The sequence below is a fragment of the Acinetobacter sp. ANC 5054 genome (assembly GCF_002135295.1).
Lineage (GTDB): Bacteria > Pseudomonadota > Gammaproteobacteria > Pseudomonadales > Moraxellaceae > Acinetobacter.
Map to the genome: position 1 here is coordinate 1 of NZ_NEGG01000016.1, position 20,950 is coordinate 20,950.

Annotated in this window: 25 protein-coding genes, 2 tRNA genes and 1 riboswitch; of the genes, 18 read left to right on the plus strand and 9 right to left on the minus strand. The window is 39.7% G+C overall.

The genetic code is table 11. The features are described 5' to 3' along the window. Positions 1 to 4: 4 nt before the first annotated feature. From B9T33_RS14350 to panD, 6 genes are all read left to right on the plus strand, one after another. Positions 5 to 79, plus strand: a tRNA-Gln gene (locus tag B9T33_RS14350). Positions 80 to 170: 91 nt separating this feature from the next. After that, positions 171 to 245: transfer RNA gene (locus B9T33_RS14355), tRNA-Gln, on the plus strand. Positions 246 to 282: 37 nt separating this feature from the next. Further along, positions 283 to 1,236, plus strand: a complete 954-nt coding sequence (locus B9T33_RS14360; protein ID WP_086179577.1) for a ribose-phosphate pyrophosphokinase — start codon at positions 283 to 285, stop codon at positions 1,234 to 1,236. 100 nt (positions 1,237 to 1,336) lie between these two features. Continuing rightward, positions 1,337 to 1,633, plus strand: a complete 297-nt coding sequence (rplY, locus tag B9T33_RS14365) for a 50S ribosomal protein L25 (protein ID WP_086179578.1) — start codon at positions 1,337 to 1,339, stop codon at positions 1,631 to 1,633. Positions 1,634 to 1,652: 19 nt separating this feature from the next. After that, the gene (gene pth / locus B9T33_RS14370) at positions 1,653 to 2,228 is read left to right on the plus strand and encodes an aminoacyl-tRNA hydrolase (RefSeq protein WP_086179579.1); all 576 of its coding nucleotides are present in this window, start codon (positions 1,653 to 1,655) and stop codon (positions 2,226 to 2,228) included. Between the two features lie 150 nt (positions 2,229 to 2,378). Then, positions 2,379 to 2,759 carry an aspartate 1-decarboxylase gene (gene panD, locus B9T33_RS14375; RefSeq protein WP_067668515.1) on the plus strand — a complete coding sequence of 127 codons (381 nt, stop codon included), beginning with the start codon at positions 2,379 to 2,381 and terminating at the stop codon, positions 2,757 to 2,759. Positions 2,760 to 2,875: 116 nt separating this feature from the next. Here the strand turns inward: panD and B9T33_RS14380 are convergent, their stop codons facing one another. Both B9T33_RS14380 and B9T33_RS14385 read right to left on the minus strand, forming a co-directional pair. After that, the gene (locus B9T33_RS14380; protein ID WP_086179650.1) at positions 2,876 to 3,487 is read right to left on the minus strand and encodes a GDYXXLXY domain-containing protein; all 612 of its coding nucleotides are present in this window, start codon (positions 3,485 to 3,487) and stop codon (positions 2,876 to 2,878) included. 16 nt (positions 3,488 to 3,503) lie between these two features. Next, positions 3,504 to 5,351, minus strand: coding sequence for a DUF2157 domain-containing protein (locus tag B9T33_RS14385; protein ID WP_086179580.1), 1,848 nt, complete (start codon positions 5,349 to 5,351; stop codon positions 3,504 to 3,506). Positions 5,352 to 5,520: 169 nt separating this feature from the next. Next, a riboswitch (FMN riboswitch) is annotated at positions 5,521 to 5,677 on the plus strand. A 103-nt stretch (positions 5,678 to 5,780) separates the two neighbouring features. Between B9T33_RS14385 and ribB the strand changes: the two genes are divergently transcribed. After that, complete coding sequence (gene ribB, locus B9T33_RS14390; RefSeq protein ID WP_086179581.1) at positions 5,781 to 6,440, plus strand: 3,4-dihydroxy-2-butanone-4-phosphate synthase; 660 nt, start codon at positions 5,781 to 5,783, stop codon at positions 6,438 to 6,440. 83 nt (positions 6,441 to 6,523) lie between these two features. On the opposite strand, the gene B9T33_RS14395 is transcribed toward ribB, so the two are convergent. Together B9T33_RS14395 and B9T33_RS14400 are read right to left on the minus strand one after the other, a co-directional pair. Beyond that, positions 6,524 to 7,138 carry a LysE family translocator gene (locus tag B9T33_RS14395; RefSeq protein WP_086179582.1) on the minus strand — a complete coding sequence of 205 codons (615 nt, stop codon included), beginning with the start codon at positions 7,136 to 7,138 and terminating at the stop codon, positions 6,524 to 6,526. Positions 7,139 to 7,186: 48 nt separating this feature from the next. Beyond that, positions 7,187 to 7,675: a DUF1289 domain-containing protein gene (locus B9T33_RS14400; protein ID WP_086179651.1), complete on the minus strand. Its 489-nt coding sequence runs from the start codon at positions 7,673 to 7,675 to the stop codon at positions 7,187 to 7,189. 190 nt (positions 7,676 to 7,865) lie between these two features. Between B9T33_RS14400 and B9T33_RS14405 the strand changes: the two genes are divergently transcribed. From B9T33_RS14405 to B9T33_RS14420, 4 genes are all read left to right on the plus strand, one after another. Next, on the plus strand, positions 7,866 to 8,798 hold the full coding sequence (locus B9T33_RS14405) for a rhodanese-related sulfurtransferase (RefSeq protein ID WP_086179583.1): 933 nt from the start codon (positions 7,866 to 7,868) through the stop codon (positions 8,796 to 8,798). A 194-nt stretch (positions 8,799 to 8,992) separates the two neighbouring features. Further along, positions 8,993 to 9,286, plus strand: a complete 294-nt coding sequence (locus B9T33_RS14410) for a hypothetical protein (protein WP_086179584.1) — start codon at positions 8,993 to 8,995, stop codon at positions 9,284 to 9,286. 323 nt (positions 9,287 to 9,609) lie between these two features. Continuing rightward, entirely contained in the window at positions 9,610 to 10,221 is a 612-nt protein-coding gene (locus tag B9T33_RS14415) for a DedA family protein (RefSeq protein WP_086179585.1), read from the plus strand. A 292-nt stretch (positions 10,222 to 10,513) separates the two neighbouring features. Next, positions 10,514 to 10,930: an ABZJ_00895 family protein gene (locus B9T33_RS14420; protein ID WP_086179586.1), complete on the plus strand. Its 417-nt coding sequence runs from the start codon at positions 10,514 to 10,516 to the stop codon at positions 10,928 to 10,930. 95 nt (positions 10,931 to 11,025) lie between these two features. Here the strand turns inward: B9T33_RS14420 and B9T33_RS14425 are convergent, their stop codons facing one another. Both B9T33_RS14425 and B9T33_RS14430 read right to left on the minus strand, forming a co-directional pair. After that, entirely contained in the window at positions 11,026 to 11,550 is a 525-nt protein-coding gene (locus B9T33_RS14425) for a YecA family protein (protein ID WP_086179587.1), read from the minus strand. 67 nt (positions 11,551 to 11,617) lie between these two features. Beyond that, positions 11,618 to 11,827 carry a PA3496 family putative envelope integrity protein gene (locus B9T33_RS14430; protein WP_086179588.1) on the minus strand — a complete coding sequence of 70 codons (210 nt, stop codon included), beginning with the start codon at positions 11,825 to 11,827 and terminating at the stop codon, positions 11,618 to 11,620. Positions 11,828 to 12,225: 398 nt separating this feature from the next. Here B9T33_RS14430 and rpoD point away from each other — a divergent pair, with 398 nt between their 5' ends. The 7 genes from rpoD to B9T33_RS14470 all read left to right on the plus strand — a co-directional run bounded on the left by rpoD (position 12,226) and on the right by B9T33_RS14470 (position 19,025). Further along, positions 12,226 to 14,112: an RNA polymerase sigma factor RpoD gene (gene rpoD / locus B9T33_RS14435; protein WP_086179589.1), complete on the plus strand. Its 1,887-nt coding sequence runs from the start codon at positions 12,226 to 12,228 to the stop codon at positions 14,110 to 14,112. 113 nt (positions 14,113 to 14,225) lie between these two features. Further along, positions 14,226 to 14,513, plus strand: a complete 288-nt coding sequence (locus B9T33_RS14440) for a YbeD family protein (RefSeq protein ID WP_086179590.1) — start codon at positions 14,226 to 14,228, stop codon at positions 14,511 to 14,513. Positions 14,514 to 14,563: 50 nt separating this feature from the next. After that, a complete protein-coding gene (locus tag B9T33_RS14445) occupies positions 14,564 to 14,857 on the plus strand; it encodes a DUF3144 domain-containing protein (protein ID WP_086179652.1) in 294 nt (97 codons plus the stop codon). A 53-nt stretch (positions 14,858 to 14,910) separates the two neighbouring features. Beyond that, positions 14,911 to 15,564 carry a lipoyl(octanoyl) transferase LipB gene (gene lipB / locus B9T33_RS14450; RefSeq protein WP_086179591.1) on the plus strand — a complete coding sequence of 218 codons (654 nt, stop codon included), beginning with the start codon at positions 14,911 to 14,913 and terminating at the stop codon, positions 15,562 to 15,564. A gap of 75 nt (positions 15,565 to 15,639) precedes the next feature. Next, positions 15,640 to 16,173 (plus strand): hypothetical protein, encoded by a 534-nt coding sequence (locus B9T33_RS14455; RefSeq protein WP_086179592.1) that lies wholly within the window; start codon positions 15,640 to 15,642, stop codon positions 16,171 to 16,173. 3 nt (positions 16,174 to 16,176) lie between these two features. Then, positions 16,177 to 17,361 (plus strand): iron-containing alcohol dehydrogenase, encoded by a 1,185-nt coding sequence (locus B9T33_RS14460; protein WP_086179593.1) that lies wholly within the window; start codon positions 16,177 to 16,179, stop codon positions 17,359 to 17,361. A gap of 266 nt (positions 17,362 to 17,627) precedes the next feature. Beyond that, positions 17,628 to 19,025, plus strand: a complete 1,398-nt coding sequence (locus tag B9T33_RS14470) for an APC family permease (RefSeq protein WP_086179594.1) — start codon at positions 17,628 to 17,630, stop codon at positions 19,023 to 19,025. A gap of 95 nt (positions 19,026 to 19,120) precedes the next feature. On the opposite strand, the gene B9T33_RS14475 is transcribed toward B9T33_RS14470, so the two are convergent. The 3 genes from B9T33_RS14475 to B9T33_RS14485 form a co-directional block, all read right to left on the minus strand. Then, a complete protein-coding gene (locus B9T33_RS14475; RefSeq protein ID WP_086179653.1) occupies positions 19,121 to 19,507 on the minus strand; it encodes a hypothetical protein in 387 nt (128 codons plus the stop codon). 217 nt (positions 19,508 to 19,724) lie between these two features. Further along, positions 19,725 to 20,204: a tRNA (cytidine(34)-2'-O)-methyltransferase gene (locus tag B9T33_RS14480; protein WP_086179595.1), complete on the minus strand. Its 480-nt coding sequence runs from the start codon at positions 20,202 to 20,204 to the stop codon at positions 19,725 to 19,727. A 38-nt stretch (positions 20,205 to 20,242) separates the two neighbouring features. Next, positions 20,243 to 20,947 carry a hypothetical protein gene (locus tag B9T33_RS14485; protein ID WP_086179596.1) on the minus strand — a complete coding sequence of 235 codons (705 nt, stop codon included), beginning with the start codon at positions 20,945 to 20,947 and terminating at the stop codon, positions 20,243 to 20,245. Positions 20,948 to 20,950 lie beyond the last annotated feature (3 nt).

The window sequence follows — 20,950 nt, forward strand, 5'->3', positions numbered from 1 at the left end:
AATTAGGGGCGTCGCCAAGTGGTAAGGCACCGGGTTTTGATCTCGGCATCCGTTGGTTCGAATCCAGCCGCCCCTGCCATTTACTTCAAAAAAGACAGAACATCATTTGCAGTTGCTTTGTTATTTCAACTTGACAAAATGCTGTAAAAATATTAAAGTTCTGCCGCATTAGGGGCGTCGCCAAGTGGTAAGGCACCGGGTTTTGATCTCGGCATCCGTTGGTTCGAATCCAGCCGCCCCTGCCATCTAATTCTCTAATTTGCCAACCGCCAAGGGTGCTTCATGCCCAATCTTGTCGTTTTTAGTGGATCTGCACATCCACAATTCGCCCAAAAAGTCGTTAGCCACCTTCACATCCCTCTAGGTGCTGCATCTATAGGTCAATTTTCTGACGGTGAAATCGCTGTCGAAATTACTGAAAATGTTCGTGGTAAAGACGTATTCATTGTACAACCAACTTGTGCCCCAACTAACGATAACCTTATGGAAATCTTAGTGATGGCTGATGCTTTGCGTCGTGCAAGTGCTGGTCGTATTACTGCTGTCATTCCTTACTTTGGTTATGCTCGTCAAGACCGTCGTCCACGTTCAAGCCGTGTGCCAATTACTGCAAAAGTTGTAGCAGACATGCTTACAACTGTAGGTATTGACCGCGTTGTCATGATCGACCTTCATGCCGACCAAATCCAAGGTTTCTTCGATATTCCTGTAGATAACATCTACGGTACTCCAGCGCTTTTAGCTGACCTTCGTCAACAGTCACATGACAACTTAATGGTTGTTTCTCCTGACGTTGGTGGTGTAGTACGTGCGCGTGCTGTCGCTAAGCAAATGGGTGATATCGATCTTGCGATCATCGACAAACGCCGTCAAAAAGCGAATGAATCTCAAGTAATGCACTTGATCGGTGACGTGAAAGGCCGTGACTGTGTAATCGTTGATGACATGGTGGATACCGCAGGTACATTGTGTAAAGCTGCTGACGCACTTAAAACTTTTGGTGCGCGTAAAGTTGTAGCATATGCAACTCACCCTGTACTTTCTGGTAAAGCATTAGAAAACTTGAAAAATTCTGTAATCGATGAATTAGTTGTCACTGACACTATTCCGCTTTCAGAAGAAGCTCAAGCTCTTGGTAAGATTCGCCAAGTTTCAGTTGCAAGTATGGTTGCTGAAACAATTCGTCGTATTAACAACGAAGAATCTATTAGCGCAATGTTCGATAGTTATCTATAATAGAGCGCTAAATTTTCAAAACCCTGCCATTTGGTGGGGTTTTCTATCGCTGAGCTGGTCGAAAACTCAGCTTAATTAAACTTAAATAGGAATGTCTATCATGGCAAACTTCGTATTAAACGCAGCGGCACGTGAAGAAGCAGTACAAGGGAAAGGTTCGAGCCGCCGCCTTCGTCTTCAAAATAAAGTACCAGCAATCATCTACGGTGGTGCAGCTGAGCCTGTAGCAGTTACTTTAGAACTTCGTCAACTTGTTAAAGCTTTAGAAAACAACGCTTTCTTTGAAGAAGTTGTTGAAATCAACATCGACGGTACTGTTGAAAACGTTAAAATCAAAGCGTTACAACGTCACCCAGCTAAAAACACTCCTATGCACGCTGACTTCGTTCGCGCGTAAGTGTTGATGGTGTAAATTAGTGTCAAAACTTTCACTGATTGTAGGTTTGGGTAACCCAGGTTCTGAGTATGCCCAAACCCGCCATAATGCAGGCTTCTGGTTCGTAGAACGCCTTGCAGAACAATATGGCATTTCTCTTAAAGCAGACCCAAAATTCAATGGAATTAGCGGTCGTGGTAATATTGAAGGTCAAGACGTTCGTCTGCTATTACCTACAACCTTTATGAACCTTGTTGGTAAAAGTGTTGTTCCCTTCGCCAAATTCTATCAAATTGCTCCTGAAGCAATGCTCATTGCACATGATGAACTGGACATGAACCCAGGTGTCATTCGCCTTAAAACAGGTGGTGGTCACGGTGGTCATAACGGTTTACGTGATATCGTCCCGCACACAGGTCCTAATTTCCATCGCTTACGCATTGGTATTGGTCATCCTGGCTCAAAAGAACGTGTCTCTGGTCATGTACTGAGTAAAGCCCCTAGCAGTGAACAAGGTTTAATGGACGACGCAATCGCACATGCTTTATCACGCTCTAAGTTGTTGGTAAACGGTGAGATTCAGCAAGCCATGAATCAAATCAATGCTTACAAATAGAACTGACAAATCCACAAATTGTTGAACAATCATGCTTGCCATCTGATTCATTTCAGAGCAAAATGCGCTTGCATTTGACTGCTTACCCAGCATTCAAAGATTGTTTCACCATAAGATCAAGATCTTAGGTCCACTAAGGAGACGCTAGCCATGCTATCTCGTTTATTAAAAGCTAAAATCCACCGTTGTGTCGTTACACAAGCAGAATTACATTATGAAGGCTCTTGTGCAATTGACGGTATTCTTCTCGATTTAGCCGGTATCCGCGAATATGAAGAAATTCATATGTGGAACGTGACTAATGGTAAACGTTTCACAACTTATGCGATTCGTGGCGAAGAAGGTTCTGGCATTATTTCTGTAAACGGTGGCGCTGCACTTCAAGCAGATGTTGGCGATCTAATGATTATTGCTACATTTGGCGACTTCACTGAAGCAGAAGCGAATGCACATAAACCACGTTTAGTGTATGCAAATCCAAATAACACTGTGAACCACACAGCGAACTGTATTCCAGTTCAGGTTGCTTAATTTTCAACCAAGCAAAGATTCTAAAAAGCCCGCACATTTGCGGGCTTTTTTATAGGCTAAGTTTAATGTTCTCGATGCTTAAGCTCATTAAACAAATTTTCCTTATAAAAAATCCATCATTCATTCAACGATGTCTCTCTTGGCCCTTTCCACCAAGCATGCTTCTGTTCGCATTTTAACGACTGCAATTGTTCCCCAACTAAGCCCACCAATAAAGGCTGACCATTTTCTTGCACCTTCAGCTCTGCATATTTTGCATCGCGATAACAAGACTCTAAACCTTCTGCAAACATAAAACTGTTGGCTGCTGGATATAACCCCTCAAATGTATTGTCAGGATTTTTTAGAATGAGCCTTGTCGATGCATTTGGAGATTCCGCTAATACATTTGGCTTAAAACTGGTTCGAATTACTTTTCGCTGTGCATCAAGTTGCACATAACTCACAATATTTTTCTGATTTTCAAAATATTGACGTTGCAATTCTTCTTCCTTTGCCTGTTTAGCAATCTGAGCATCTGATAGTTCTGCTACAGGTGATTTGCCTCCAAAATACAGATCATAATTCAGCACCATATAATCGCCTTGGATTAAAGAGCGCGGATCGACAGGTTGGAGTTTCACATAGATACTTTTACTATGTGATAAATGCCATTCATGTCGCACAATCAACACCACGCATAAAATGATACTGAGGATAGCCAAAACCAAGGGAAGCATTTTTTTCATAGAGGATTGTTTAAGCTTATTCATCAGCCCCCCCTACTCGTTTAGCATTTATTGTTGATAGCATCCACGTCAGCCCAAGCACCAAAACCCCAGAGATAAAAATGGTGAAACTTTTGAGTAAAAAGCTAAAACCTAAATTGTAATACAGCAACCATAAACTAAAAATCAGCAACAGTATGCAAAGTGCTTTTACTAAAGTTTGTTGATAAACCTGCGCCCAAGACAGCAAAGCCAATATTAAGAAAATTTCAAAATAACCCATTGCAATCAACACAAGTCCCAAAATCAGTAACAGCCATTTTGCCATTCCTGAAAATTTATGATCATTGGCAATATATAGTCCAAGCCATACTACTGGCAGTAGATAGTCAATGAGCAAATACAATAGATGATTTGGTGAGTGTGAAAAATACAGAAAATTTATGGATATAATTTGCAAAACTACACTGGCGAATACGATAAACAACATCCATAACGCAAAGCTTTTTCGATACATCGAGTGCAGCCAATATATCGCAGAACCAAGCAAGAGAATCAGCAGAATATGATTCAATCCTGTCACAGCTAAAATAATGTTTTCATCGCCATGAAGAAGCTCTGAAAAGCATAGCGTAGCAACTGCAATCCCATAGGTCGCAATCAATTGAACTAAAGCAATAAACCAATGCATGCGGCTCAATAGGCACAGCATGGTGAATCCGATTTGCAGGATTAAAATGAATGCTAAGCTATCTGTAAGCAGTTCAGTATGAACTAATACTGCCGATTGCCCACAAATCCATAAACAATAGGCAAATTGGCGACTAAAGATACTTTTAGCACGTCGAATAAGCCACCACGCCAAAGCAACAAAGACCAAGCCCATGACAATTGAAAATGCTTTCCAATAGGTCAGCAATAAACTTGATAAAATAATGCCCGCTAGCCACGCACCAATCGCCAATGGAATTACGGCAAATTTAGTCTGCGGTAGAAACTTCATTAGTGCCAAGCTAATCACAGCAAACCACGCAAAAATAAGAAGTGCTAAAATCAGCATTCCACCAATAGAATCAGACAGCGCATGTTCTGTTAACTGAAATATCAGAATACTAAAACTTGCAGCCAGACCTGCTGCTTGCAAACTGGTTTCTAATGCTCGATGTTGCAGATAAAAAAGGCTAATCAGATAAATCGGAAGCACGATGGAAAGCAGTAAATATGGCCACTGATACTCTTTTACGCCATTTCCGCAGAATAAAAACATGCAGTACATCGACATGATCGTTATAAATGCAATAAAGACAAACCGCAAAGTGGGATAATATTTCAAACAAAAACTCACACTGATCGCAGTTAAAATATTCATGCTGATCAAATACATCAGCTGATGATCTGCAATTAAATAGTGTTGTTTAAAATATAAAAATAAAGCCAACTGACTGACCACGCACAGTAGCGCAAATACACCAATATTAGGTCGATAGAGCCAAGGCAAAAGTAGCAAAGCCCATACCAAAAACAACAGATAGCTGTCTGCTCCTGTTTGATAAACCTGTCCGATCACCGCTAGACTTAATCCCAGCAATAACCCGCTTAAAGCATCTAAACTTTGCTGAATCCATGAATGCTCAGCAAAATAAACACTTGCACCTGCACTGAGCAGTAAAAGCAGTAAAGGAATTGCCAGTTGTATCGCTTGCGGCAACATCAACCAATTGGCTGCAATCAAATACAGAAAACTTGCGGCAATTAGTGCTAGGCCAATTACCTGCAAATATTGAATTACATTGAGGTCATGGAAAAGTCGTGGTGAAAACTCATTGTCCAATTTGGGGCCAAACTGATTTAAATTTTTCTGCTGAGACTGAATCGGAACGGTCATTTTTATCATTATGGTTACATTGTTAATTTATCGGCAAGATAGCATGCTTTAGTGTCATTTATAAAAATGCTTACAAATCCAATCATCTGCTTTACTTATCTTAAATTTTGCAAATGATTCTGAGTAATAACATCCCCTTAGCACACCAAACAGGTCTATACTTATTGCACATCGCTTCAGGGCGGGGTGTAATTCCCCACCGGTGGTAAATTTGGCAAAACAAATGATTTGACCCAAACAGCCCACGAGCAAATCGTTTAAACGCGATTCGCAGATCAGGTGCAATACCTGAGCCGACGGTATAGTCCGGATGAAAGAAGACGACGTCACATATTAATATCTTGATATTTTCAAGCTATTCCGTAACGCCACACTATTTCACATGTCCTGAAATGTTCAACCGTATCTAAAATTTACGCGAGCGTTTCAATGTCTAGTTTAATTCAACCTGAAATTTTCTTTTCCGCCCTTCCACCCGCAGAGCAACGTATGTTGCAAGCCTTAGAAGATATCCGCCAAGGTAAACCTGTTTTGGTCATGGATGATTTTGACCGTGAAAATGAAGCCGACCTGATTGTCGCTGCTGAAACACTCACTGTTGAAACCATGGCACGTATGATTCGTGATGGTTCTGGGATTGTCTGTCTCTGTTTGACTGACAGCCATGCCAATCACTTAGAACTTCCACCAATGGTTGCTGACAACTCTAGTCATTTTAAAACTGCCTTTACCATCACGATTGAAGCTGCTGAAGGTGTTACTACAGGCGTTTCAGCCAAAGACCGTACCACAACCGTTAAAGCTGCAATTAAAGATGGTGTCGTAGCAAGTGACTTAAACCGTCCTGGACATGTATTCCCTTTACGTGCGCGCGAAGGTGGTGTCTTAACTCGTCGTGGTCATACTGAAGGCACCATTGATTTAGCCCGCTTAGCAGGACTGAAACCAGCGGGTGTACTCTGTGAATTAACCAATCCTGATGGAACGATGGCCAACGGTATTCAAGTTTTGGCTTATGCGCAAACCCATCATTTAACAGTTTTAACGATTGAAGAAATTGTGCAATATCGTTTGGCGCATAATCTTTAAGCAAGATGATCAAATCAAAAAGGGCTGAATAATTCAGCCCTTTGTTTTTCCAATCATGATATCCACAGATGGAATATTTTTATTTAAGCAAATAGTGCAGCATAAATGCCATAGATAGCAACGAAAATCAAAATCAGTCCGCATACAGCTAGTAATTTAGGATACCAAGCGGACTTGGCTAATCGATTAAAACCCAAATAAACCAAACTGAGCGTCGCAAAGTCTAAAATAATCCAACTGATGGTCAATAGCATTAAACTGACATTGAGACTAGTTGTAATATCTGTAAATTGTGGAAAAAATGAAGCGAAAAAGATAATATCTTTCGGATTCGATATCCCCACCAAAAAACCTTGCTTAAAACCACCATTTGCCACATTCAAAGTCATGCTATGGTCTGAAGTGTGTGTGTTAAAAACTTCTCTTAAAATATCAAAGCCAATATAGGCAATATATAAACAACCCAGTACTTTAATGCCGTTGAGCCAATGCTCATTGATATTCAATGCACCTTTCAATATCAGTACCGATAATATTATTAAAACCAGAGAGGCAAGATTAGTCCCGAAAATGGTTTGTAACGCACGCTTATATCCACCTTGCAGGCCTGCGCTCGCCACCAATAGCATCACAGGTCCAGGCGTTGCAATCATGACGACCACAGCAGCGCAATATAAAAAATATTCCGCAAAATTCACTTTCCTTCCCCTAATATCTTATTTCAATCTTATATAAAAAAAGAGGACTTAGTCCTCTTCTTCCATGCTGTGTAACAAGTGCAAACTGATCCCATCGGCTCTTAAAAAAGCCAGATCATAACTCGCTGTTGCCAGTGCCAAAACGCGCCGTTCAAACTCAGTCCAAAGTGGACGGACATCTTTATAATGAATACCTAAACCACTATCGTCCGTGAAATGTCGATTTTTTTCACAAAGCTTTAATGCATGATAGAGCTTACGACCTTTGGTCGCATCTGGTCGCAAGCGAACTCGCTTCGACAAAACAAAGCCTTCTACATGAGTAATATTTGCCAGCGGCAGCATCGGAATCAAAATCTGATCTAACTGCGCATCTAAACGTCGCCAAATCGTGGTGTGCTGTTCGGCTGTATAGGTATTCCACTTAATCACTTCGTGGTTAAAGCGACGGCAACCCCGACAAACTGAATCACCAAATACCGTAGAACAACGCCCTGCACACGGGGTTAATGAGGCAATTCGACGATCATTACTCAAAACAGGCTCCCAAGCATAAAAATTTACCTGAACATTCAAGGCAGGCATGACTATACACGCTAAAACTATTGAATTGAAGCCATGATCATTTGTGCTTGGAATTGGCCTTGGATCACTCGCAAATTCATACAAATCACGGTAGAATACGCGCCTTAAATTTTATCCTATTTTTATACATTTGGAGTACTCCATGAACGCTACTGTAGAACAGCTTGCACCTGTAGAACAGCAAGCGACCTCTGGTTGGGTTGTTGCCGCACTTTATCAATTCAAAGAAGTTCAAGATCCTGCTGATCTTCAACAACGTCTTTTAGACTTGGTAAAAACCATCAACCTTTGCGGTACTCTAATTGTTGCAGGTGAAGGCATTAACGGTACAGTTGCTGGTGATCGTCAAGCGATTGATGCGATCAAGCAATTCCTTCTTGGTGAAGGCTTTACTTCAATGGAATATAAAGAATCACACAGTGATGACAAACCATTCCGTAAAATGAAGATCAAACTGAAAAATGAAATCGTAACTTTAGGCGTGGAAGTTAAGCCACGTGATTTAGTCGGTCACTACCTTGATCCTAAAGAATGGAATGAACTGATTGCACGTGATGACGTCATTCTGATTGATACACGTAATGATTATGAATACAAAGCAGGTACGTTTAAGGGTGCGATTGACCCGAAAACCGAAACTTTCCGTGAATTTCCAGATTATGTGAAAAAAGAACTTGAACAGCACAAAGACAAAAAAATTGCGATGTTCTGTACAGGCGGTATTCGCTGTGAGAAATCAACTTCATTGTTATTACAAGAAGGCTTCAATGAAGTTTATCACCTCAAAGGTGGTGTCCTTAAATACCTAGAAGAAACCCCAGTTGAAGAAAGTATGTGGGAAGGCGAATGTTTCGTATTTGATGGTCGTACCGCAGTTACGCATGGTATGGAAGAAGGCGAAAACATTAAATGCCACGCATGTGGTTGGCCACTTGTTCCTGCTGAAGTCGAATTAACAAGCTATGAACATGGCGTGTCATGCAAATACTGTATTGATAAAACAACTGAGCAGCAAAAAGCGGGTTTCCGTATGCGTCAATCGCAAATTGTAGCGGCAAAACGTAAACGTCTCTAAGCCACTTTGTTGTAACCAGATATAAAAAAAGCCCTATTATTAGGGCTTTTTTTACGCAATCTAAACACTATGTTAATTTTTTTGACAAAATAACTATAACTGGTTATTTACGCGAATTAGTTGGCACATTTATGCTATTTCCGATCTCTTGATCAAATCAAAATGATTATTAGATACTTGAAAAGGAATACATTATGCCAAAATTAATACAATCTTCCATTGTGCCAGCGAGACTTGCATTACCTGCACCTAAAGTGAAGTCAAGTGTTAGCGAGCTAAAACATTTACTCAATCAGCAATCTCATTTATTGATTGTGAGTATTGCAACCTGTATAGGTGCAATTTTCGCCATATTTATTGCTTATACGCTGCACTTGCAACCGACCTTAATCAATATCGCTGCTTTATGCTTGGTCCCTATTGCATTAGCGTTAAGCTTACGTAAAGTATATATTCATACCTTGCTTAACATGGAATATGACGATTAGCCTTAGAATTAGACTTAACTTTAATCAACGATTCGCGCTTTTCAGCAACATAATTAAATATAAAAAATGATAAGACAATAAGTTGAAAAGGCCAGCACTCCATGTGCTGTTAAGCGCAAACGTGATTTAATCCCTAATTCTAAAAATCTCGGATTATTTTTTTAAATTTTCTTTCTATTTTTGATTCATTTTGAATCCCCAATTGTCTATTCAATCCAGCGAATTTTCGTCTGTTATATTTTCGAATTTCTTTTTATCTAGGTTCTTTACCAAGCTATCTTTTCCACATAGGATGAATTAACTTTTTTGTATATCCACCCATTATGAATCTCACTGAATGGATTATTTCAATCATGGAACAACTTGGTTACCTCGGTATCGCCTTGCTCATGTTCCTCGATAATGTATTTCCGCCAATCCCTTCAGAAATCATTATGCCCTCTGCTGGATATGCAGCCTCACAAGGTCAATTATTACTAGTCGGTGTGATCATTGCAGGTTGCATAGGTTCATTGCTTGCAGCTGCCCTTCTCTATTGGATCGGGTATAAGTTTAATCACGAGATGATTTTCCGTTTTGTCGATCGTTATGGTAAATACTTATTTCTTAAATCTGCCGATGTACAGAAATCGCTACAGTGGTTTGAGCAATATGGGCATCGAATTGTATTTTTTGGTCGTATGATTCCCGCTGTTCGTTCGCTCATTAGCATTCCTGCTGGTATGAGTCGAATGCCGTTTTGGAAATTCATGTTTTATAGTGGATTAGGTACGATTATTTGGACGACTTTTTTGGCTTATGTTGGATTCTATTTTGGAGAAAACCAACAACTGATGCAGCAAATTTTCAGTAAAGTTGGTCATGTTATTATTGCGATTACACTGATATTTTTGGGCTGGATTTTATATCGTCGTCATCAACGTAGACATCGTTAGTTTTTAGTACTTGTTGGTTTTATAGTTTGAAAGCCAAAATTTAAACGTGGCTAATCATGCAGAATTAGGACTATCTATACTCATTAGGCTGTGTATGATTAAGCTCTAAAGTGCAACATTCCATCTTGTTGCCAGCGTGTATTCTACTACTTGTTGATAAAATTTATAGTGTTTAACACGCACGATAAGAGATATGTTTACTTCAACTTAGCAACAGCTTTTCATTGGTTTAGTTTGATAAATGATGTATACCTTAATCCAATTTCAATAATGATAAAATGTAGCTTAAATAATGAAAAAATATATCCTAACATTTAGTGTGGCTTACATTATCGCAATGCTGGCTGTTCTTGTAATTGAGTCCTTTTTTGAAATGCCTAGCACTACATCCGTAATTTGTTTAATTGTCGGTAGTTTTAGCGCGGCAGCTCGCTTTGTTAAAGAGCATCAACGTATCCCCGATGCGGCTGAAAAAAAATCTTTGGTAAGGGGCTGTCTGCTTGCATCTATCATCATCAGCATCATTGCAACAGCCATAAGTATTGTGATATTCCCTGAGACATTGCCCTATTTAAAAATGGCCATGACACAGTTGCCTATATGGATTTGGTTGATTGCAATCACATTTACACTGCTTATTCACTATTTGGTTCTTGCTCTGTCATTTGGTTGGATGGCTAAACGCTTTCTACCAAAATCAGCAACCTAAATGCGTATTTAATCTATAAAAAAAGCACCTTTCGGTGCTTTTTTTGAATCATTTGAAAACCACGGGCAATACATTTTAGTATTGCACAGCCAACCTTAAGCTGGTGTGTGATACATCAAATATAATTCGTTCAAGTTTGTTGGAATCTCTTCTGCAAGTTCATCCATCAACTGACCATTGCGACGGAATGATTCCATTTGAGGATCTTCTTCATCAATGCCACTGAACACCATGATTGGTAAAGTCAAATCTACCAGTTGTTCTTCAAACTCGTCTGTAAACCAAGCATCTTCATTTAAGAACATGGCATCTACAAAGCCAACACTCCAATCACCTAGACTTGATTCAACATCAGCTTCTTCAATTTCAAATGGAAACTCGATTCCATCTTCATTTGCAAGGTTCTGACGAATAGATTCGAGCCATGCTTTTACCTGTGCAATAATTTCTACAGGGACTTTTTTCTGATTATTATCAAAAAGTTCGTCTAGCCACTTGCTAAACGTCGGGCCAACTGCAATTGCACACAAGAAACCATGAGTCGCTGCAAAATCTAGACCATGCTCGTTGTCATCGCCGTCTAGATATTCACTCAAAAGGTCTAAATCTAAAGCACTCATTTCAAATCCAGAGTTAGAAACTTAATGCGATAGCATAGCATCATCAGGCGCTATGCTAAATCGCTATTTAATCATCTTCATCATCAAAATCGTCGTCATCGTCGATGTCGTAATCAAAATCTTTAAGCTCACGTTCAAGACGGCGCTGAGCCAGAAGGTCATCAATAAGTCGGCGCTTTTCTAACGATTCTTTCGCGCTAGTTTTTGCACTGGCCTCATCGAAATTCACATCATCATCACCGTAGTTATCATCTAGTTCAAAATCTGTAGAAGACACTAAAACTACCTCATAATGAAAAAAATTGAAGGGGTCTAGGCGCTATTTATATGGGATATGAAATATTGTCAAGTTTTATTTGTTTTTTCCACCTTAAAACTTAAAAATAGGGCTTTTTTTCTTACCAAAACATGTGGCATGATATAATCCACCCTGCGTCCTTCAGTTTTATGACAATTTATACAGTCATGCAAAATGAAATACGTCTGGGTTGAACTTGAAAACAACAAATTCATCCCCATCTAAATTACTGAATTTAATTTTTTATTATCTCCTCAGGCAGCATTTAGCTGTACAGACCTGATGGGATACACAAGCTATTCACAAGATTTAAAAACATGATCGTGCTAAAATGCACGGTTTTTTACTGCCACAGATTCAACGAAGAGTAAGCAAAGATGAGCGATATGACTTCCCCTACTTCCCAAGTAGCGGCTCTGATTAGCCGAGGCAAAGAGCAAGGTTACCTAACTTTCGCTGAGGTTAACGATCATCTCCCGGACTCAATCACCGAAAGTGAACAGATTGAAGACATCATTCAAATGTTGAATGACGTGGGTATTCCGGTACATGATCGTGCACCAGAATCTGACGACACCATGTTTGAAGGTGGCAACGAAGCAACAGATGAAGTTGCTGAAGAAGAAGCCGCTGCTGTACTTGCATCAGTTGAAAATGAACCTGGTCGTACCACTGACCCTGTCCGCATGTATATGCGTGAAATGGGTACAGTTGAACTTCTAACACGCGAAGGCGAGATTAGCATTGCAAAACGTATCGAAGAAGGTATTCGTGACGTTTTACATTCTATTGCATATTGGCCAAATGCGGTTGAAGTTGTCCTTCAAGAATATAAAGATTACGAAGCGGGCGAACGCCGTCTTGCTGACATCCTGTCTGGTTATTTAGATCCAGAATCGGATGAAGCAATTCCAGAAGTGATTGACGAAGAAGAAGCTGATGACGAAGAAGAAGCGTCTTCAAACAAACCGACTAAAGATGTCAAACTTGATGATGACGATGAAGAAGAAGAATCTGATAGTGATGATGATTCTGAAGGTGAGTCAGGACCAGATCCAGAAATTGCAAAAGCACGTTTCACTGAACTTGAACAAGCTTGGTTAGCCACTAAAACACAAATTGAAAAGCATGGTCGCAATAGCAAAGAAGCTGCCGAAGCGCTTGAAGCGCTTGCAACTGTGTTCATGATGTTTAAGTTTACCCCGCGTCTATTCGAAATCATTTCTGATTTGATTCGTAATACACATGACCAAATTCGTACCTCTGAACGTGAAGTGATGCGTTATGCAGTACGTCGTGGTCGTATGGATCGTACACAGTTCCGTACCTCTTTCCCTGGTCAAGAATCAAACTTTGCTTGGTTAGAAGAACAAATTGCGAAAGCGCCTGCTGAAATGAAAGGCTATCTTGAAAAAGTACGTCCAGACGTTTTAGCATTCCAGCAAAAAATCGCTGACATCGAAAAAGAACTTGGTCTAGATGTAAAAGGCATCAAAGACATTTCTAAACGCATGTCTATTGGTGAAGCGAAAGCCCGTCGTGCGAAAAAGGAAATGGTTGAAGCTAACTTACGTTTGGTAATTTCGATTGCGAAAAAATACACCAACCGTGGTTTGCAATTCCTCGACTTGATTCAAGAAGGTAACATCGGCTTGATGAAAGCGGTGGACAAGTTTGAATACCGCCGTGGTTATAAGTTCTCGACTTATGCAACTTGGTGGATTCGTCAGGCAATTACCCGTTCGATCGCCGATCAAGCGCGTACCATTCGTATTCCAGTACACATGATCGAAACGATTAACAAGATCAACCGTGTATCTCGTCAACTTCTTCAAGAAATGGGTCGTGAGCCTACACCTGAAGAACTCGGCGAACGTCTGGAAATGGACGAAGTGAAAGTACGTAAAGTGCTTAAAATTGCCAAAGAACCGATTTCTATGGAAACGCCAATTGGTGATGATGAAGATTCGCATCTTGGTGACTTCATTGAAGATGGTAATATTACCTCTCCAATTGATGCAGCAACTTCTGAAGGCTTGAAAGAAGCAACCCGTGAAGTTCTGGAAAACTTGACTGAACGTGAAGCGAAAGTCTTGAAAATGCGTTTTGGTATTGATATGCCAACGGATCATACTTTGGAAGAAGTGGGTAAACAGTTTGACGTAACACGTGAACGTATTCGTCAGATTGAAGCGAAAGCCCTACGTAAATTACGTCACCCTTCTCGCTCTGAACACTTACGTTCATTCCTAGAAAACGACTAATTCTCCAAGTACTTTTTGGGGACTTGAAATATAAAATCTTGTCTCCATTATGTAGTTAAGATAATCACAAAGCCTGCACTTTTGCAGGCTTTGTCCATCATTTGAGGTGAACTATGATAGACCGCACTCCATCTCGCGAACTCCGTGAAGATCTTTGGGTATTCCCGATGGACTATCCAATCAAACTCATTGGTAATGCAGGAACTGAATTACACGGTGCTGTCGTAGAAATTTTAGTGAAGCATTTTCCTGACTTCGATGAAGCAACTTTAGCAGTTCAGCCTTCACGTACAGGTAAATATCACTCTATTACTGCGCAGCTACGTTTCGAAGAACTCGAACAAGTGCATGCGCTTTATGCAGATTTAGCTGCATGTCCTTTAATTAAGACCTCGCTTTAATGAAGAAATCCAAAATACGCAAGTATTTTGGATTTTTTGTGAGAATAATAATGCAAAATATTGATGATGAATTCTATGAACGAGCGGATCAGCATATTCAATTGTCTAATCAGCAGATAACAGAAGAAATAGGACGAGGAAAAGTCAGCGCTTCAATGCTTTACGCAACATCACGTTTTAATGCTTGGGTAAGTGCAACTGGATGGAATACTGGTGAAGAATTAGCAAATGCTAAAGAAGAAACAATAGAATATTTCCTAACCGAATATAGAAAAATGCTTGAAGAAAATTTAGATGAATACATCGAAAATTTTGAAGAATATATGTCTATCCCTCCTAAATAATGACGTAACTCAAACAACGCTCAATTCAAAGCTGCTAAGGAAATTCTGTTGTAATGAACGCTGTAAAACCGACTTTAATCATTCGCCAATACAACCATCTGACACCCTATGAAGATCGTTTTGTCGAAATGAAAACTTATACAGAACAGCGAGATGAAAACTCACCAGATGAGCTATGGATTTTGCAGCATCCCGACGTCCTCACCCAAGGTCAAGCAGGCAAACCAGAACATATTTTAGTTCAAAGTAATATTCCTGTGGTTCAATCTGACCGCGGTGGACAAGTGACTTGGCATGGCCCAGGGCAAATGGTCGCTTATTTCATGTTTGATTTAAACCGTCTAGGCTGGAATGTACGTACATTGGTATCGTATGCAGAAAACCTGATGATTGAGTTACTGAAAAAATACGGTATTGAAGCCTATGCCAAAGCGGATGCACCGGGTGTATATGTCAATGATCGTAAAATTGGCTCTTTAGGTTTTAAAATTCGTAAAGGCCGCAGCTATCACGGTTTGGCACTGAATATTGATTGTGATCTCTTTGGTTTCCACACCATTAATCCATGTGGCTATGCAGGATTAGAAATGGTTCGTATACAAGATTTGGTGCAAGATTACCCAAAATTTGAAAACTTATGCGTCGATATCATTGATACTTTGAAAAACAGCGGTTACTTTAAAGATGTAACAGTCAAACAACTATAAAAGACTTTGCTTTCTAAAACAAAATAATTTAGAGTAAATACTCTAAATATATAATTATAGCTAAGGGAAGATCACGTGATTGCAACTAAATCCGTTAAGCCCGCGCTCCAACAGGCCTATGTCAAACTCATGATGGACGTGATTGGCAGAGGTCTGGTTATGGCGAGCCAGGTCGATGAAGAGATCAAACAAGAAATTGCAAAGTTTCCTGTCAATTTCATTCTTTCTATGAATGTTTTTCCAAATGGTGCTGCGTTTGTAGCGCAAGTGACAGAAGATCATCAATTGAAGCTCCTGACACCGGGTGCTCAAAAACCCGATCTCACGATCACCTTTAAACATGTTACTCATGCATTTTTAGTGTTTTCATTTCAAGAAAGTACAGCTCAAGCCTTTGCCAATGACCGTATGATTGCCGATGGCGATTTATCCTATGCCATTCGCCTCGTTCGTTGTTTGAATAAAATGGAATCTCTCATTTTACCTAAACTGGTTGCAGAACTTGCTGTCAAAGAATATCCAACCGATTTAAGCCTAAAAGAAAAACTCAGTGGCGCTGCGAATATTTATTTAAAAGTAGCCCAATCATATTTAAAACGGAGCGCATAACACATGGCTAAACCATATTACGAATTTTTCTGTCCTGTAAAAGTGATTGCTGGCCATGCTGCGTTAGAACACATTCCATTTGAACTTTCAACTCTGGGTTCTAAACGCCCAATGATTATTACTGATAAAGGTGTGCGCAGTAATAACCTACTTGCACCCATTGAAGCTGCATTTGAAAGTACCGACGCTGTCATTGGTTATATTTTTGATGATGTACCGCCCGATTCAAGTTTAGAAACGGTACGTAAAGCTGCCCAACTCTATCGTGACAATAATTGCGATGCGATCATTGCAGTTGGTGGCGGTTCAGTGATTGATACTTCAAAGGCAACCAATATTTTGGTGTCTGAAGGTGGTGATGATTTGCTGAAATATTCAGGTGCACATAACCTGCCAAAACCCTTGAATCCATTTTTTGTGATTCCGACCACTTCAGGTACAGGTTCTGAAGTAACTATGGTTGCCGTGGTTTCTGATCCTGAAAAAAATGTCAAAATGGCATTCGCATCTAATTATTTGATGCCACATGCCGCAATTCTTGATCCGCGCATGACGCAAACATTGCCGCCGCACTTAACGGCAATGACTGCCATGGATGCGATGACGCATGCAATTGAAGCTTATACTTGCATGGCGGCAAACCCAATTTCTGATGCCTATGCAACAGCTGCAATTAAAAAAATTAGCAATAACCTGTTTAATGTCTTAGACAATACAGCAGATGCACATGGTCGTTTAGAATTAGCACAAGCATCGACTATGGCTGGTATCGCATTCTCGAACTCAATGGTAGGCTTAGTCCATTCATTGGGTCATGCACTTGGTGCAGTAGCACACTTGCCGCATGGTTTATGTATGAACCTATTTCTTCCATATGTGCTTGAATACAACAAAGAAACCAATGGCGATAAAATTGCAGATTTGCTATTAGTGCTTGCAGGCCCTGATATTTATGCGCAAACGCCAGCTCATTTACGTGCAGACAAAGCCATTTCAACGATTTTAACCATTCGTGATCGTCTATTCACTTTAACCAAGTTACCACGCACTTTAAGTGAAACGGGCAAAGTCACTGAAGCACAGTTAGATGAAGTGGCAGAAAAGGCCCTAAATGACGGTTCGATTATTTACAATCCGAAAGAAGCCAACTTAGACGACTTAAAAAGTATTCTAAAAAAAGCTTGGTAATTACTGAAAAATAAGCGAATATAGCGACAAAATGAAGCCTGATGTTTTTTTAAACATCGGGCTTTTCAATTGCAGAAGTATTGATAAGCCACTTTTTAATCAAACTGGCATAGTTTCTGCTAAAAATAATTTCAAAGTTACTGACAAAATGTACCAATTTGGAGTAGATTGGCGCACTTTTGTTTCAAAACGTAGGGGGGATCGTTCGTCTCAAACGATCCTTAGAACATGAATGATCCTTGATCAACGATAAGAGGATAACGCCGTTGACAAATAACTCTGGGACTCAATCGGCAGCTAAACTGCAAAAAACGCTTGGACTCTGGCACATCATCATTATTGGTTTGGCATACATCCAACCTATGACTTTATTTGATACGTTCGGTTTAGTATCAGAAGAAAGTCATAAACACGTGCCCACTTCTTACATTATTGCCCTGATCGCAATTTTGTTCACGTCTATTAGTTATGGTCATATGATCCGTCGCTATCCATCTTCGGGTTCGGCGTATACCTATGCTCAAAAATCGATTCACCCGAACGTTGGTTTTATGGTGGGCTGGTCATCTTGGCTAGATTACTTACTGTCACCAATGGTGAATATCATTCTTGCTGTAATCTATCTTGAAGCGCTTTTCCCATCAGTAAACCACTGGGTATGGGTTATTGTGCTGACGGCATTTATGACAGGTATTAACTTACGTGGTGCGCGTTTCGTTGCTAACTTTAACAGTCTGATTGTAATAGTACAGCTTCTTGTGATTGGTATTTTCACGTGGATGGTGTACAGCAAACTTCAGTTAGGTATGAATGCAGATGGCCCGATTACTGCTGCTGAGCGTTATCAGTTATGGAGCCTTGAACCATTCTGGAATGAATTGACTTCAGTGGGTGCCCTAATTACAGGTGCAACTTTACTTTGCTTCTCATTCACTGGTTTTGACTCATTGAGTTCTCTTGCTGAAGAAACCAAAGATACAGAGAAAACTTTGCCAAAAGCAATTTTCTTAACAGCTTTGATTGCTGGTGTAATCTTCATTATCAGCACTTACTTCATGCAGCTCTATTTCCCTTCTGAGCCAGGTAAATACTTCAAAAATATTGCTGAAACTCAACCTGAAATCTTACTTTTGGTCGGTGGTTCACTATTCCAATCGTATGTACTGACCTTCGCAATCGTAACCGTAATGGCATCGGGTATTTCTGCACACGCAGGTGTATCACGTTTAATGTACGTTATGGGTCGTGATGGTGTTATTGATAAGAAAATTTTCGGTCATATTAGCCCGAAAAGCTTCACACCATCTTACAACATCATGATTGTGGGTGCAGTCGCGTTAACTGCAGGTTTCATGGATCTAGACATCGTTATTTCGATGATCAGTTTCGGTGCATTAACAGCCTTTACTTTCGTCAACTTGTCAGTAATTTCACGTTATGCACTTCGTGACGGTCGCACCAAAAATGCCAAAGATATCTTTAGCTTCGTAGTCATTCCACTGCTTGGTTTTATCAGTATCTTTGCAATGTGGTTAGAGATTGAAGAAACAGCTTTGAAATACGGTTTATGGTGGGCAATGTTCGGTATTTTATACCTAGGTTATAAAACCAAAGGTTTCAAACACCCTGCACCTCAACATAACGAATTTGATGACAAGTTCTAATTTCAGAATTTAAGCATCAAAAAAGGCTCGATATTTATCGGGCCTTTTTATTCGGAATTTATTCCTCCCGAAGTCTGATTAATACCTTATCGAGCTTAACGAAGTCGACAGTTAAAACCCATCTTGGTATCCACAATATTATCCTTATACCCTAAACTTTGAATAAATAGGTCGCGATCTTCTAAAAATTGCTGATCTGATTTAGGTAGGCGTAATTTATTCTTTTGTGCCAATGCATAGGTTTCGTTCACCAGGCCTTGATAGATCCCACAGACTTCTTGGCGTTTAGGTTTTTTCAATTGTCGACCCAACCACGTCCGCTCAAAATCCTCTGCTTTAAGTGTTTTACCCCACTCTTCAATCCGTTGATTTTGACGCTGTTGCATTTCAGATAATAGCTGCTGAATTTCTGCTTTAGTCAAAGGTTGTATTTCTGCAAGTTGATTGTTATCAATCGGAATTTCTGTATCGGCAAAAACCATAGGTGAAACGCAGATTGAAATAAAAAAAATCATGCACCATTTTTTATTGTGATTAAACATACTTCAACTTTACTCTTAATAATCTAATCCTCTTGTTTCTTATACACTTTTTTCAATTTAAGCAGAAGCTATTCCTGTTTTTGCTTACATAATGCTACTCAAGAATATTTGAATCATAAAAAAACCACCCGAAGGTGGCTTGAGAAAGAAGTAAGTTTTACTTCAACTCTTGAAAATCCTGCTGACGCCATGCTTCATAGAGAATGACCGCTGTCGCATTTGATAAATTTAAGCTACGTGAATTTGGTGCCATCGGCAAGCGAATCCAGTGTTCTTTAGGAAACATCATACGTACATTTTCAGGTAGGCCACGTGTTTCAGGACCCATTAACAGTGCCACTGGACGGTTTAGATTCGACGTATGCGGAGTTTCAAAACCTTTGGTGGTTAATGGATAAATTGCATCGATCTCTATACCTTGCTCTTTTAAGCCAGCAAGGCATTCTTCAAAGTTTTCCCAAACTTTCATATGTGCCCATTCATGGTAATCCAATCCCGCGCGACGTAATTTTTTATCATCCAACTCAAAACCTAAAGGCTTGACTAGGTGTAACTGCGCTCCAGTATTGGCACATAAACGAATGATATTCCCTGTATTTGCAGGAATTTCTGGCTCGTATAAAACAACATGTATCACGTATTTTCTCTATATTAAATTGTTTGATAAATACATATTTACCAAGATTTGACCAACTTCACTTTTGCAATCCCCCATGGGACTGCTTCAAGTCCTGACGATTCATCATTTAGAAAATCTTCAATTTCAGACTGTCTTGAAGAATCATCAAATAAATTATTGTAATTTAGTTCTAAATTGAATTTCTCACAAAGACTATCTGCAAGATGGTGACAATGAAAACTGTGAAAATCTCCACCAGGTTCTATGCCAATATAGTCATAGCCTAAAAGTAATTCATTTGTATCTTCAGGTTCAACAATTACCTTCTTCAAACATGCATAAAGGCCGACTTCTCCTATATTAGGAAAAGCAGGTTTATAAATTTCAAGAATATCCTGTCTATATTCTTCATCAATATACATTGATAATAAGTGAACATTTTGACAATGCTCAAAGAATTTATGCTTATATTCTAAAGCAGTTTCAATATCGTAAAAGAGGCTGTTCCAACCAACCTGATCTTGCAAACTATGTTGATCAGCCCACTTTCGCAAGTTACTCAATTGCAAATTAGACAAATTAAACTGGCTTTGTACATCTTCTATTTTAAAATGAGCATTTTTAACGCATGAATAAGACCAATCGCTAATCAAATGATCATTAATGCAAGAACTGCAAGTACGAATAAATTGATTAGCCCTGTTCAATAATGCATGTCGTTTAAGCCGCAGCAAATAATAGCCAGCAAAATAATAGGCCATCCA

Bases quoted from the DNA above. Each gene is read 5' to 3' on its own strand.
- B9T33_RS14360 (WP_086179577.1), top strand. From the start codon at position 283: ATGCCCAATCTTGTCGTTTTTAGTGGATCTGCACATCCACAATTCGCC.
- rplY (WP_086179578.1), top strand. From the start codon at position 1,337: ATGGCAAACTTCGTATTAAACGCAGCGGCACGTGAAGAAGCAGTACAA.
- panD (WP_067668515.1), top strand. From the start codon at position 2,379: ATGCTATCTCGTTTATTAAAAGCTAAAATCCACCGTTGTGTCGTTACA.
- B9T33_RS14380 (WP_086179650.1), bottom strand. From the start codon at position 3,487: ATGAAAAAAATGCTTCCCTTGGTTTTGGCTATCCTCAGTATCATTTTA.
- B9T33_RS14385 (WP_086179580.1), bottom strand. From the start codon at position 5,351: ATGACCGTTCCGATTCAGTCTCAGCAGAAAAATTTAAATCAGTTTGGC.
- ribB (WP_086179581.1), top strand. From the start codon at position 5,781: ATGTCTAGTTTAATTCAACCTGAAATTTTCTTTTCCGCCCTTCCACCC.
- B9T33_RS14405 (WP_086179583.1), top strand. From the start codon at position 7,866: ATGAACGCTACTGTAGAACAGCTTGCACCTGTAGAACAGCAAGCGACC.
- B9T33_RS14410 (WP_086179584.1), top strand. From the start codon at position 8,993: ATGCCAAAATTAATACAATCTTCCATTGTGCCAGCGAGACTTGCATTA.
- B9T33_RS14415 (WP_086179585.1), top strand. From the start codon at position 9,610: ATGAATCTCACTGAATGGATTATTTCAATCATGGAACAACTTGGTTAC.
- B9T33_RS14420 (WP_086179586.1), top strand. From the start codon at position 10,514: ATGAAAAAATATATCCTAACATTTAGTGTGGCTTACATTATCGCAATG.
- B9T33_RS14425 (WP_086179587.1), bottom strand. From the start codon at position 11,550: ATGAGTGCTTTAGATTTAGACCTTTTGAGTGAATATCTAGACGGCGAT.
- rpoD (WP_086179589.1), top strand. From the start codon at position 12,226: ATGAGCGATATGACTTCCCCTACTTCCCAAGTAGCGGCTCTGATTAGC.
- B9T33_RS14440 (WP_086179590.1), top strand. From the start codon at position 14,226: ATGATAGACCGCACTCCATCTCGCGAACTCCGTGAAGATCTTTGGGTA.
- B9T33_RS14445 (WP_086179652.1), top strand. From the start codon at position 14,564: ATGCAAAATATTGATGATGAATTCTATGAACGAGCGGATCAGCATATT.
- lipB (WP_086179591.1), top strand. From the start codon at position 14,911: ATGAACGCTGTAAAACCGACTTTAATCATTCGCCAATACAACCATCTG.
- B9T33_RS14460 (WP_086179593.1), top strand. From the start codon at position 16,177: ATGGCTAAACCATATTACGAATTTTTCTGTCCTGTAAAAGTGATTGCT.
- B9T33_RS14475 (WP_086179653.1), bottom strand. From the start codon at position 19,507: ATGGTTTTTGCCGATACAGAAATTCCGATTGATAACAATCAACTTGCA.
- B9T33_RS14485 (WP_086179596.1), bottom strand. From the start codon at position 20,947: ATGGCCTATTATTTTGCTGGCTATTATTTGCTGCGGCTTAAACGACAT.